The 13,400-nt window shown below is 56.5% G+C and carries 11 protein-coding genes; 1 reads left to right on the top strand and 10 read right to left on the bottom strand.

All coding sequences use genetic code 11. The features are described from left to right. Positions 1–11 precede the first annotated feature (11 nt). Complete coding sequence (locus B9Z42_RS05355; protein WP_100132340.1) at positions 12–767, top strand: hypothetical protein; 756 nt, start codon at positions 12–14, stop codon at positions 765–767. Between the two features lie 28 nt (positions 768–795). On the opposite strand, the gene B9Z42_RS05350 is transcribed toward B9Z42_RS05355, so the two are convergent. The 10 genes from B9Z42_RS05350 to B9Z42_RS05305 all read right to left on the bottom strand — a co-directional run bounded on the left by B9Z42_RS05350 (position 796) and on the right by B9Z42_RS05305 (position 13,245). Beyond that, positions 796–1,236: a flagellar FliJ family protein gene (locus B9Z42_RS05350; RefSeq protein ID WP_100132339.1), complete on the bottom strand. Its 441-nt coding sequence runs from the start codon at positions 1,234–1,236 to the stop codon at positions 796–798. Further along, complete coding sequence (locus B9Z42_RS05345) at positions 1,233–2,552, bottom strand: FliI/YscN family ATPase (RefSeq protein ID WP_100132338.1); 1,320 nt, start codon at positions 2,550–2,552, stop codon at positions 1,233–1,235. Before B9Z42_RS05345 ends, B9Z42_RS05350 begins: the two co-directional genes overlap by 4 nt. A gap of 2 nt (positions 2,553–2,554) precedes the next feature. Further along, the gene (locus B9Z42_RS05340) at positions 2,555–3,181 is read right to left on the bottom strand and encodes a hypothetical protein (protein WP_100132337.1); all 627 of its coding nucleotides are present in this window, start codon (positions 3,179–3,181) and stop codon (positions 2,555–2,557) included. Then, positions 3,168–4,508: a FliH/SctL family protein gene (locus B9Z42_RS05335; protein ID WP_158235907.1), complete on the bottom strand. Its 1,341-nt coding sequence runs from the start codon at positions 4,506–4,508 to the stop codon at positions 3,168–3,170. The genes B9Z42_RS05340 and B9Z42_RS05335 overlap by 14 nt, the downstream gene beginning before the upstream one ends. Next, a complete protein-coding gene (fliG, locus tag B9Z42_RS05330; protein ID WP_199171986.1) occupies positions 4,492–5,532 on the bottom strand; it encodes a flagellar motor switch protein FliG in 1,041 nt (346 codons plus the stop codon). The genes B9Z42_RS05335 and fliG overlap by 17 nt, the downstream gene beginning before the upstream one ends. A 23-nt stretch (positions 5,533–5,555) precedes the next feature. After that, the gene (gene fliF / locus B9Z42_RS05325; RefSeq protein WP_100132335.1) at positions 5,556–7,601 is read right to left on the bottom strand and encodes a flagellar basal-body MS-ring/collar protein FliF; all 2,046 of its coding nucleotides are present in this window, start codon (positions 7,599–7,601) and stop codon (positions 5,556–5,558) included. 19 nt (positions 7,602–7,620) lie between these two features. Further along, positions 7,621–7,965: a flagellar hook-basal body complex protein FliE gene (fliE, locus tag B9Z42_RS05320; protein WP_100132334.1), complete on the bottom strand. Its 345-nt coding sequence runs from the start codon at positions 7,963–7,965 to the stop codon at positions 7,621–7,623. Further along, a complete protein-coding gene (locus tag B9Z42_RS05315; RefSeq protein ID WP_100132333.1) occupies positions 7,962–9,440 on the bottom strand; it encodes a sigma-54-dependent Fis family transcriptional regulator in 1,479 nt (492 codons plus the stop codon). The genes fliE and B9Z42_RS05315 overlap by 4 nt, the downstream gene beginning before the upstream one ends. A 63-nt stretch (positions 9,441–9,503) precedes the next feature. After that, entirely contained in the window at positions 9,504–9,788 is a 285-nt protein-coding gene (locus B9Z42_RS05310; RefSeq protein ID WP_143474042.1) for a hypothetical protein, read from the bottom strand. Between the two features lie 55 nt (positions 9,789–9,843). Next, the gene (locus B9Z42_RS05305; protein WP_100132331.1) at positions 9,844–13,245 is read right to left on the bottom strand and encodes a flagellin; all 3,402 of its coding nucleotides are present in this window, start codon (positions 13,243–13,245) and stop codon (positions 9,844–9,846) included. Between the last annotated feature and the right edge of the window lie 155 nt (positions 13,246–13,400).

The following is a 13,400-nucleotide window of genomic DNA, read 5'->3' as shown; positions in this document are numbered from 1 at the left end:
ATAGTCATTGCATGTCTTCCCACAAAGCCGTCATACCGTCTTGGCTGGACCTCTTGCATGCGGGAGGCACGGGCGGCTTGAGCTGGCACCTGCATGCGTGGCGCTCACGCCCAAGGTGGCAAGCCACGGTGCAGCACCTGGACGATTTTTTAGCCAAGGTGCAACCGCAAACCCCACACCTACTGCTCATCGGTGGCAGCGCTGGCTGGATGATGCCGCCCGCTTGGCTCGCTCGGTTTCAAACCATCGCTGCCTACGACATCGACCCCTTGGCTGCCCGACTTTTCAACTGGCGCCACGGGGCTCATCTGCAACAACGGGGTGTTCAGGTCACACACCACCGTCAGGACGCACTCGCCACTCTGCCCGAGTTACTGCGCCAACACCCCCAGGCCAGTGTTTGGTTTGACAACGTATTGGGCCAACATCGGTTCCGCGTCGGTGATGTGGTGCGTGCGGAAAAAGAACTACAAAACTTAAAAGTGCACTTGAAGGGACGCGCATGGGGCAGCGTGCACGACCTGTTCTCTGGCCCGACAAACGGCCAAGCCATCTTGGCCAACATCCCCACGCGATTCGCCCTGAGCGGCGCTGAAGTGACGGCTGTTTCACAAACCCTGTTGAGCAGCGTCGGCGCCACCGGCGAATGGCGCGACCATTTGACGCAAGACGTGTTCCCCACCGGCACCGCCACCCAATTGTTGCCGTGGGCGTTTAAACATGACGACTGGCATTGGCTGCAAGCGGGCTGGATAGAAGCCCCGTAAAGGACTCTGAAGCGGGTGGGTTAAAGGCTCAAGACTTGAGGTTGTAGAGCATCACACCCGCCGCATCCATCTCGCGCTGCTCCCGTTTTTGGTGAAACGCGCGCACTTGCTTGAGGTCTTGCTCCATCAAGGTTTCCATCTGAATACGCTTTTTCTCTGCGGCCAACAGCATCATTTTTTTGTTGTCTAGGTCTTGGTTGGCTTTGACCAAGTCTGCATCCACGCGCTGCACCAACGCTTTGACTTGCTGCATAAAACCGCGAAAGTTCAGCGTCTCGGCCATGCTGTGCAGCTTTTTCTCGGCTTCTTTAGAACGGTGCACGTAATCGAGGTAGAGCATTTCCATGCGTTCGCGGCTTTGCTCCAAATGCGTCACACGTTCGCGCGACTTGACCACGTCAGCTTGCGCCTCTTCACACTTTTCTTTGGCTTTTTTAGCCAAGATCGGCCAAGCGGCGCGGGGCTTCATGACAGGATGTGGCGCAACTGATCGCGCGTGACGTCGTAATCTTCAGGGGCATGCATCTCTTGGCGCAAAAACGTCACCATCTGATCGCGCAAGCGAATGGCTTCATCAAGCTCGGGGTTGGAGCCATGTTCATACGCGCCCACTTGCACCAAGTCTGCGTTTTGTTGATAGACCGACCACAAACGCCGAAATTTGTTGGACTGTCGCAATTCCTCGGGACTGACCAACACTTGCATGACACGCGAAATCGAACCATTCAAATCAATCGCGGGGTAATGCGCTTGATCGGCCAAACGGCGCGACAACATCACCTGACCATCCAAGGAGGCCCGTGCGATGTCCACAATCGGGTCTGAGGCATCGTCACCTTCGGCCAACACCGTGTAAATGGAGGTGATGGAGCCAAAGCCATGACGGCCCACGCCACCACGCTCAATCAAGTTAGGTAACAACGCAAACACGGAAGGCGGGTAGCCTTTGGCCGTGGGGGGCTCGCCAATGGCCAAGCCAATCTCGCGCTGCGCATGGGCCACACGGGTCAAGCTGTCGCACAGCATCAACACGTTTTTGCCTTGGTCGCGGAAATACTCTGCGATCACATGCGTCATGTGCGTGGCTTTGAGGCGCAGCACAGGCGACACGTTGGCCGGTGCGGCAATCACCACCGACTTGGCCAAACCCTCATCACCCAACGACTCAGCAATGAACGCTTGCACTTCGCGGCCGCGTTCGCCAATCAAACCAATCACCACCACGTCGGCTTTGGTGAAACGGGTCAACATACCCAAGAGCACGCTTTTACCCACCCCAGAGCCAGCCACCAAGCCGATGCGCTGGCCACGGCCAATCGTCAACACGCTGTTGATGGCCTTGACGCCCACATCCAAAATCGTGTCAATGGGGCCGCGCTCCATGGGGTTCAAGGGATAGCCCAACAGACTGAGTTGATCAGGCAAGTGGGGCAAAGGACGACCGTCCAGAGGCTGACCTCGGCCATCAATCACGCGACCCAACAGGCCCGCGCCTAAACGCACTTGGCCAGAGTTACTCATCACCCGCACCGTGTCGCCAGGGCCCACGCCAACGGGGTCAGTAAAGGGCATGAGGTACAAGGTTTTGTCGTTGAAACCCACCACCTCGGCCTCGACGCGATGGCCGTGTTGACCCAATACTTCACAGCAAGCCCCCAAGGGCGCCATGATGCCGCGGGTCTCCAGCGTCAAACCGACCAAGCGCACCAAGGTGCCGCTGCGTTTAGGGTCAGGCACACGCAGCTGGGGCAACGTAGCGGCGACTTCTTTGCCAAAGTCCAACATGCTTAGTTCACTTCAATCATGCCGCGAATCACGCCGGCCACACGGCTGTTGTCTTGCTGCACCACCATGCGTACGACGCCCACTTTGTCTTCGTAGCTCTTCGCGCTGTTGAGCAACTCGGGCGGAATGGTGGGCTTGGCCGAATTCTTTTTCTCGCGCTTGATGCGCTCTTTGATGTCGTGCAAAGACTCGCCTTCGCCGATTTCAATCTCGCCCGCTTTGGGCGCATCGGAAACGCCAGCAGAACTTTGAACATCACCTGCAGCTGAATCCACGCCTGCCAAGTTGCTTGAACCTTGCACATCAGAGGACGTGCCATTGCCCACGTCAGACTCAGCCTTGGCTACGTTTGCCTCAGTCGCCATAGGGGGTGGCGGCAAAGGTTGACGTCGCTCGGGCAGCGCCAACAACAACTGCTGGTAACGAATTTTTCCAGTGCGATGGGCCGCCGCTTCTAGCGTCGCACGCTGCACATGGGCGTGCACGTCTTCAATCGCGGCGCGCTGCACATCTTGCGGATTCGCTTGGCCCGTCAACAGGTTGAGCATGATGGGGCGCACCACAGTCACCACAATGACCATGAAAATCAGCCCCATCAACAGGGTGTTGAGCACGTCAGGGATGTACATCTGAAGTTTCCTCCATGACATGGTCTGCCCGTCCTTCAGCATCAACTGGTGCCTCAGGCTTGACCAAGGCCGACTGTTTGCGCCAGCTGTCCACGTCGATCAACAGGGTACGCGCCAGCGCTTCTAAGCGGTGCTCGACCAAGTCTTCCACAATCATGTCATTCGCAAACACACGCACACTGCCCGGCTTCATGTCGTGCACAGCGTCGAGACGCATGCCCTGAATGAAGGGACTGCCGCCCTCTTGCAAACGCACCTTGTCTTCTGGGTTGAGCTCGATCACCACCGCACCTTTGGCAGGGTGGTCCAGGTCGTCCAAGCAACGTTGTATCAACTGCTCCACCGCATGGCTAGACGTGCGTAGCTCGCACTTCACCACTTGCTCGGCCAAGTGCAAAGCCAAGCGCTTGAGTGGTTCAAAAAATTGGGTCGGGTCTTCCAACAACGCATTGAGCTTGGCAGACACCTCGGTCATCACATCATGGGTGACAGCCGTTTCTTGCTCGGCCCGCGCTTGCAATTCACGCGCTTGCTCTTCAGCCAACGCCAAGCCCTCTTTCATGCCTTGCTCACGACCTTCGGCCAAACCCTGTTCGAGGCCTTGCGCCAGTCCTTGTTCGAGGCCTTGCGCCAAACCTGTCTCTAAGCCCTGAGCCAAGCCTTGCTCGACACCTTGGGCCAAGCCTTTTTCAAATTGCTCGGCCTCTCGCTGAGACACTTCTTCTGCCGGAATGCCGACAGGGATGGCTGGCTCTACCTCTGCAGCAATTCGCGTCGGAGCAGCATGCACGTCGTCATTCGGCACATCGTCATTGGCCACAGGCGCTTGGGCTGACAACTGCGAATCAGAAATGAACTCGTCGTGCGTCACCTCGTCACCGCCCCCCTGATCGGCCAAATCTGGCTCAACAGCTAACGCTTTGGCATCACCTGCATCCTTATGCAAAGTAGGCGCAGCCTGGACAGGTCGTTTCACCTCTGGCGCTTCATACACGTCCAACACAAAAGGCAAATGCGCATTGGCGCTGGCTGCCTCTTGTTCTTCTAAAGCTTTCTTAGCGAGTTCATGCTGCTTCTTAACATCGTCCAGCAGGCTGAAGGCACGCTGGGCGCTCTCGGACATCGCGTCATGCGACACCGGGCGAGCATCAAGCATGAAACCTGAGCCGTTCAGGCCAAAGTCATCATTCGCAAAGCTTTGCACTGCCTCACCTTGCCAGCGGCGCGTGGTGAAAGCGCGATCGCTCCCCTCAGGCAATGCGGCTAAGTTGGGATGCCACACCTGAGTGGGGCGTGCAGGACTGGGCCGATTAAACAAAGTCCGCACCTCCCAAAACCAGCTCGCCGGAATCCGACAGCTTGCGCGCCATGCGCATGATCTTCTTCTGCGCTTCTTCCACGTCCGCCATACGCTGAGGGCCTTTGGCTTCCATGTCGTCACGGAACATGCCACGGGCACGTTCAGACATGTTGTCGAAGAAGCGGTCTTTCACACCGTCGCTGGCACCTTTGAGGGCCATCATCAACATGTCGGGCTCGACGTTGCGCATGAGCACCTGGATACCTTTGTTGTCCACGCTCATCAAGTTCTCGAACGTGAACATGTTGTCTTGGATCTTGAGCATCAAGTCGGGGTCGATTTCGTTCAAACCGTTCATGATGCTGGCTTCCAGCGCCGTCTTGGTCAAGTTCATGATCTTGGCCGCCGCCTGCACGCCCCCAAAGCTCGACGACTGGGCCGACGCGCTCTTAGAAAACTGCTGCTTCATGATCGACTCCAGCTCGGCCATGGCCGACGGCTGAACCGTGTCCAAACTGGCCACACGCTGAATCACTTCGGCGCGGGTGTCGGGTGGCAAGTAGTTCAGCACATCGGCTGCCACTTCGCTTTCCAACAGCGACAAGATGATGGCCACCACTTGTGGGTGCTCGCCACGAATCATGTCAGCAATACCGCGGGCGTCCATCCAGCTCAAAATATCCAAGCCTTTGGTACCTTGGTCGGGCATGATGCGGCCCAACACCGAAGCGGCTTTGTCGTCACCCAAGGCGCGTCGCATCACGTTTTCGACGTAATCGGTGTTGCCCATGCTCAAGGTGGATTGCTTTTTCAAATGCTCCACAAACTCGTCGAGCACCACGTTCACCGCATCTTGCGAAAAGTCGGCCACAGACACCATGGCACCGCCCAAGGCTTGCACTTCTTTGGGGTTCAAAAACTTGATGATGTCTGCCGCTTGCTCTTCACCCAACAGCAACATCAAGACTGCCGCACGTTGGGTTGAGGTGATGGATGCGAGCTCGGCGCGCAGCGCCTCAGTCATCACAACACCGTTGTCGTTATCAGCCATGTTTTTTCCTCACACTTGTTCTTTTAAGCAGCTGGTCGAATCAGGGACTTCAACACACCCGCCACGCGGGTAGAGTCCTCTGCCACGATCATGCGAATCAACGCCACTTTGTCATCATACGAGTTGGCCGTGTTCAACAGATCAGCAGAGATCGATTGCTTCTTCGGCTTCAGGCTCGCCATGCGCGCTTTGACTTCATCCAGCGTCTCGCCTTCTTGAATTTCAATGTTGGCGGTATCCGTGTCACCTTCCACCGCCTTCAGCGCCTCTTCCTTGGCTGCAGCGGCTTGTTCCTCAGCCGCGACACGGGCCATTTCTGCGGCCTTCTCGGCCTCCGCCGCGAGGCGAGCAATCTCAGCCTCATGAGCTTCTTTGGCCATTCTGGCGCTGGCTTGTGCAGCAGCCGATTCGGCCGTGGCCACATCAATGGCCATTTGCGCATCAGCAGAAGCGGCGGCGGCAGCGGCGGCAGCGATGGCTGCGGTGTCTACGGGCGGTGTGGTCAAACGGCGCACCATGGGCATCACGATGGTCAACAAGACCAGCAAGAAGATGCCACCCACCACACCAGCGTTCACCAAGATTTGGTAGTTTTCGTCGCGGTACCAAGGCACAGCGGTTGGGTCAATTTGAGGCTCAAACTTGGTGCCCACCACCGTCACGGCGTCACCACGCTCAGCGTTAAAGCCCACGGCGCCTTTGACCAACTGGTTCAAACGCTCAATCTCTTCAGCCGTGTAGGGAATCGACGTGGCAGGCGCAGAACCATCGGCAGGCTTTTCAACCTTCGTGCCTGCAGGAATAGGACGCTCGTTGATCAACACGCCCACACCAATTTTGGTGATGTTGCCCATCGCACCCTTGGTGTGACGCACCGAGCGATCGAGTTCGTAGTTTTTGGTGCTGCGCGCCGTCACTTGCGTTCCCTTTTCGCTGACGCCCTTCAAAGGGTCGGCGTTGGTTTGGGTGGTCGCTTGCGGGTTGGTCGGCGCGGGAGGTGTGTTGGACAACGAACCGGGAATACCAATCGCATCACGCAGGTTGTTGCGGTCTTCGACAAACAGCTCGGAGCGGGTCTTGGGGCCTTTGTCTTGTGCGTCGTAGTCTTCGGTGGTGATTTCGGTTTGTGTGAAATCCAAGCTCATGCTCACTTGGGCACTCACGTTGGCTTCACCCACGATGGGGGCCAGCAACTGGATCAAACGGGTGCGGTACAGGTCTTCCATTTGCTGCTTTTGTGTCAGCTGTGCCGAGGTCATGCCCAAAGGCTGCTCCACCAACATTTCGTTCATCAAGCTGCCGAAGTTGTCGACCACCGACACGTTTTCGGGTGCCAAGTAGGGCACGCTCGATGCGACCAAACGGATGATCGCTTGCACGTTGGCTGACGACACGCTGTGTCCAGGCAAACGGGTGATCACCACCGATGCTTTGGTGGTAGCGCGGTCACGCACAAACACGCTTTGCTTTGGAGATGCCAAATGCACACGGGCCGACTTGATGCCGCCAATTTGCGTGATGCTGCGCGCCAGCTCTTGCTCCATCGCGTTGTTGTAACGCACCTGCTCCATGAATTGGCTGGTGGTCATGGCAGGCATGTCTTTGAGGTTGTCCATGCCCGAGGCTTCGGTGCGTGGCAAACCTTTAGAGGCCAACAACATGCGGGCTTCTTGGTAGCGGCTGGTTGGCACCGACAGCTGACCGCTGTTGGCATCGACTTCAGGCTTGAATTCACCGGCTTTCAGGGCTTCGATGGCCAACTGCTTGTCCGCGTCGTTGAGCATCAACACCAAGGGACGGTAAGGCGTGGGCTTCATGGACGTGAAAAACACGGCAATCGAGAGCAGCATCATAAAAATCACGATGAAGGGCAGCGTTTTGCGCACCGTGGGCTGACGCAAGATGTCACCCACAAAGGCGCCTGGGCCTTCTTTGGCGTTGAGCCAGGCAGGCAAATTGCTGTTGCTGGCTTTGCTGCTCGCGCCACCAGCCGTGGTGCTCATGGCTGAGTTGTCGTTGCCCGACGAGGCGACGGCCAAGGGGTTCATGTTCAGGGTATCAGTTGCCATATCAGTCTCTCAATCCAGATTACACCGGCATGTTCATGATTTCTTCGTACGCCTTCATCACCTTGTTGCGTACTTGTAAAGTGGCTTCAAAAGCCAGCGAGGATTTCTGCATGCTCAACACCACATCGGTGAGGGGCACGTTTTCGCCGCGGTCGAATGCGTCCGACATGGCGCTGGACTTGGCCTGCGTGTCGTTGACTTTGTCGAGCGCGGTTTTGACCGAGTCAAAGAAGTTCGACTGGCCTTCGATCTTGGCCGAGCTGGCTTCGCTCACCTGCGATGACGGTCCGTTCGCCTGCGCTTGGTGCGCACGCAGCGTTTCCATCATCGACATGATGTTGGCGTTAGAAATACGGTCAATCATGCGGACACTCCTTCAGGCATACCCAAGGTGCGCAACTGCGCGAGTTTGTAACGCAAGGTGCGTGGGCTGATGCCTAACTTGGCAGCAGCCTCCATGCGGCTTTCGGTGCTTTGAATAGCAGCCATGATCACTTGGTGCTCGCTGGCTTTCACCGCATGGCCCAAATTCACAGGGGCAGACGCGTCGCGTGTTGCGATGGGCGCCATCGCAGCCACAGCCGCGTTGAAGGCAGGAATCTGCGGTTCTTGAGTTACCGGCATGGCTTGGGCCAAGGCCTCGTTCAAAGCGGACATGACAGACGCAGCAGGCGCAGCGTGCAGCGCGGGCAAAGCTTGGTCGTCCATGGACGCATCGTCAAACATCAAATGTGCAGGGCTGATGGTGCGGCCACCACACAACACGACAGCACGTTGCACCACGTTTTCGAGTTCGCGCACATTGCCGGGCCAAGGGTAACTTTGCAACAACACTTGGGCATCTTCGGTCACGGTGAACGGCACACCGCCCTTGACATGACGCGCCAAAGACTGGGCCACCAATGGCACGATGTCGCCTGGACGGTCCTTCAAAGGCTGGATGCGCAAACGGAAGGTGCTGATGCGGAAGTACAAGTCTTCGCGGAATTCGCGCTGCTCAATGGCCAGCTTCAAATCTTTGTTGGTAGCAGCGACCACACGTACATCGAGGTCAATGGTGCCTTCGCCGCCCAAACGGTTGAGTTTTTTCTCTTGCAAGACGCGCAGCAACTTGGCTTGCAAGTTCATGGGCATCTCGCCAATTTCGTCCAAGAAGATGGTGCCGCCATGGGCTTGTTCAAACAAACCTTTGTGCTCTTTCAAAGCGCCGGTGAATGCGCCCTTCTCGTGGCCAAACAACATGTCTTCGATCAAATGCTCAGGCATGGCCGCGCAGTTCAAGGCCACAAACGGGCCTTTGGCGCGCGGTGACGATTCGTGCAGCACACGGGCCAACACTTCTTTACCGGCGCCCGTGGGTCCCACCAACAAGGCGGTCACTTCAGTTTGGGCCACACGTTGGGCCAAGGCCAGCAAATGTTGGCTGGTCGGGTCCACAAACACGTAGCTCTTGGTTTTGAGTTCGGGGGCGTTCAAGCCTTTGACGGCATCTTGCCAAGCGCCAGCCGACCACTCGTCCGCAGGCAACACATGCAAAGCGCCCATGCGCATCGCGTCCACAGCCACTTCTAGGCGACGACGCTCGACGCGGCACAGCACAGGCACGGTGTGACCCAGTTGGGCCACGAGGGTTTGAACTTCTTGCAACAGCTCAGCGCTGTCGCCCAGACGAATCACCAACACATGCGCACGGCGCAAAGCCAAGGTGAGGTCGCCCAATGTTGAGACGGTTTGCAAGCTGATACCGGCGGCATCCAGCTGGGCGCGATCTGCCGCTTGCAGTGGACTGAAGGGGTCCAACCACACGGCATGAATAACGTTGACAGAAGAAGCAATCACTTTGAACAGCCTGAAATAAAGGTAAGACTGTTATGCAAGGTGCGTGCCAGGTGTTTTTGTAACCTATGTAATTAAGTTGATGCGCACAACAGGCCTGCGAAAGTCAGTTTTCTGACGATCCGACGGTTGCTCGACAGGCTTGTCTGTCTTTTTTTCTACACGGGGAGGTTTGGCCACAAACGCGCCACAAAAACGGCCGTCCGTGCGCAGCACTTCCAGCGAGGGAATCACACGCGAACGAAAACCCATGAACTTGCAGCCATACGGCGCATTCACGTCCCAGGTGGTCGTCAAGTAACGACAGTCCCAGCAATTGGGGCCCTTGGGTAAGTTGGGTGACTTAGACAATTTGGGTCCAGGCGAAGCGCCCTCTTCAGCTTTCACAGCGTCAGGAGGGGCTCGGTTAACCGCCCAACAACTTCATCACAGACTGCTGGCTGGTGTTGGCCTGCGCCAAAACCGCTGTCGCAGCTTGCTGCATGATTTGGTTTTTCGCCAATTCGGTCGAAGCCGAGGCGTAATCGGCGTCTTCAATCTGGCTGCGCGATGTCGACAAGTTCATCGACACGTTGGACAGGTTGTTGATAACGTGGTCCAGTCGGTTCATCACCGCACCCATGGTAGCGCGGGTTTGGTTGACCTTGTCCATAGCTGAGTCCAACTTGGAAAGTACCGCTTGGGCACCATCCATGGTGCTGATCGACGTGCGTGTCAAAGGTTTGCCAAACAACTTGGGTCCCCCTGCGTCAGGCGTAGGAATCGGTTGGTTGACACCCAAAGGCGTCAAGTCCACGTCCCAGGTGATTTCACCTGTGATCGGACCGCCTTTGCCGAAGTCGGCCAAGTCGATGTTGATCGTTTGGTTGGCATTGGCACCCACTTGGAAGGCCAAACGGCCTGTGCGTGGTGGGCTCATCTTAGAGGTCGCCTCGTTCACTTCACCACCAAAGGTGCCTTGAGAGAACCCAAGGTTGTTGAAGTCGCCGTCCGAGTTGAAACCGTTGTCACCCGGCTCCACGGTGATGGCTTTGGTCGATTGCAAAGCAATAGAGCCGTAGGCCGTCGCTGCTGTAGTGGACAACTGGGTGGCGTTGGGAATACCCGTCACACCAGATGGGTTGTTGGTCTCTGTGCCAAAGCCCAAACCGAAGCTACCGGCGGTGGCTTTGGTTTTGTCGTACCAAATCGAAATGTTACGACCATCGACCGCCTTCAAGGTTACGCCACCGTTGCCGGTGTCCTCTGCATCGACACCCGTCAAGCCTGCATTTTTATGAATCGCAGCCACCACAGCGGTGCGACGTGCCGATTCTGTTTGTGTCGACGACATCTCAACTTGAACGTTCACACCGTTGATGAACAAGGACTGCACGTTGTTCGAAGCTGCCAAGTTAGCCGCCGTTGGCAAAGCGACACTGGTGATGTTGCCGGTCACGGTGACAGGAACAGCCACAGCCGTGACACCCGTTTTCGCAGTGCTGGCGTTGATCGCGGCCGCTGTGGCGATGGCACTGGCCACGGCTTTGCTTGTCACACTTTGTGTGTTGGACAGCGTGTCGTCACCAGGCACAGCTGGGCGAATGTCGACACCATTAATGCGCAAATCGCCCACAGCCAGCATCTTGATATCGCTGACCGTCGAAGCCTGCAAACGTGGCTTAGAGGTGACGGTGGTCAAGGTTTGGCTGTCGTACTTGGCCGTTTCCAAACCCGCGCGGGCAATGCTGCCATTTGTACCACTGGTGACGTCGATCGGCGTTTCCACCGAGCTTTCTAACGAGTAGCTGCCTGATTGCACGCCTTGATTCAGACCCGTCAAACGTGAGAAGTCTGCGTCAGTGCTGGCTGTGTTGAACATCACTTCGATATTGCGACCATCTGCTGCAACCAAGGTAATGCCTTTGTTGTCCGCAAAGGTGTCGATCGCTTTCACCCCTGTTTGGTCAGAAATAAAGTTGATGGCTTTCACCATGTTGATGCGTGAATCGCGGGGGTTGTCCAAGGTGGTGGTCACCATGGGTGTGATGAAACCGTTGATACGCACCGTACCTGTGGCTTGACCCGAACCCGACATGGCTGCACCGGTCATCAAGTTGGGGTTGACCGTGGCTTGAACGCCTGTGGCAAGGGATTTTTCGTTGATTGCCGCCACCTTGGCGATGGCACTGGCGATGGCGTTGGTCTTGGGTGATAACAAGTCATCCGCTGCGCGAGAGGCGCCGATTTGGACCCCGTTGATGATCGCATCACTGGCGTACAAGGGCTCCAAGTTGCTCAAGGAACGCGACACGTTCAAGGACACGCGGTCGGCCGCTGCAAATGCAGCCGCAGTGCCGGCGGGGACGACCTGGGTGATGGTCAAAGTGCCGGTACTAGGGCCCGACAAAATGTTTTGTCCTGCTTGATCCAGCTTGAGTTTGTCCAAGGTGATCACACCCGCTGCAATCGTGACGCTGGCGGAGATGTCCAAAGTTTGACCATCCTCCAACGTGTAAGTGGCTTTTGAAACTGAGGATGGGCCAGCGGCCAAGATGGACAAGGTACCTGCCTTAGAAAAAGTAGCCGTGCCACCCAAGTAAGAACCGCCACCCGCAACACCCAGTTCGGTGGTGATGGTGGGCATCAAGGCACCACCCCCTGGCGTCACAGTGACGGGCGTGAGGGCCGTAAATCGTGTGGTGCTTGTGAACGTCACACCGCTGCCAGCCACAGAACCTGTATTAACACCTGTCAAAGTGCCTGAATAAGTACCCTTTTGACCAGTCAAAGTCGCTGCGACTGTACCGGCTGCCAAATTGGCAAACGCGGTCGCTACTTCAGAGCCACTGCTGGCTACTGTGGCGGTGTAGGTCAAACCTGCCACTGTCATGCTCTGGCCTGCACCCAGTGCTGGGAAGGTCACAGTCGAACTTTGCGTGCGACCCAGCGTATTGGGGACACCCACCACAGTGGCTGGGGATGCCAATGTTGCTGTGGCAGTTCCTGTGACCGCGACAGCTGGGGCTGTAGCCGCTTGCGCAACGCTGGAGGTTGTGACGGTACTGGCTGTGTTGTTACCCGTACTAAAACCTGCCAAAGCACCGGAATAAGTGCCCTTCTGGTTGGACAACAAAGGCGCAGCGGTGCCAGCAGCAATGTTGGCAAACGCAGCAGCCACTTCAGAGGCCGTGTTCGCTTGGTTTGCGGTGAAGGTCAAACCTGCAATCGTGATGGTTTCGCCGTTGGCCATGGCAGAAAAAGTGACCGTATCAACTTGGTTCACGCCTGCAACACCCACGGTGGCAGAGGTGGTGGTGGGCTGAGCAGCATCAAACTTGACTTTGTTGTCGACCAATGGCTCAGACGTTGTTTTATAAACAGGCTTGATACCCACCCGTTCGCCCGTGCTGCCATTGAGGACTGGAAAGCCGTTCCATTCCGTGTTGTCAGAAATTTGGACAATTTGTTTTTTCAGCTGCTGGAACTCAAGGTCCAAGTAGCTACGTTGGTTGTTGTCGTTGGTGCCGTTGGACGCTTGGATGGCCAACTCACGCATGCGTTGCATCATGTCCGTGATTTCGTTGGTCGCGCCTTCAGCCGTTTGAATCAAAGTGACAGCATCACCCGCATTGCGCACAGCTTGGTTCAAGCTGCGAATCTGATGCGTCATGCGTGTGGCAATCGCCATACCAGCCGCGTCGTCACGTGACGAGTTAATGCGTTTACCGGTCGACAACTGCTGCATAGCCGTTGACTGCGTACGCTCTGTGGACTTCAATGCTGCTTGTGAAAACAGCGCTTTGACGTTGGTGTTGATAACTGCCATTTGTATTCTCCTGACCGATGCGGTCTTTAACTACCCAAACCCTAAAGCAAACTGCGTGCCAAGTGTTTTAGCGCTTTTTTGACGGTTCAAATAAGGGGTTGAAAGTAATCTTTTGTTTGCTGCGGCAAGCTTTGTTCGCTGAAAGCGGCTAAGTT

The sequence above is a fragment of the Limnohabitans sp. B9-3 genome (genome assembly GCF_002778325.1).
Lineage (GTDB): Bacteria > Pseudomonadota > Gammaproteobacteria > Burkholderiales > Burkholderiaceae_C > Limnohabitans > Limnohabitans kasalickyi.
This window is presented reverse-complemented; position numbering and strand designations above follow the sequence as displayed.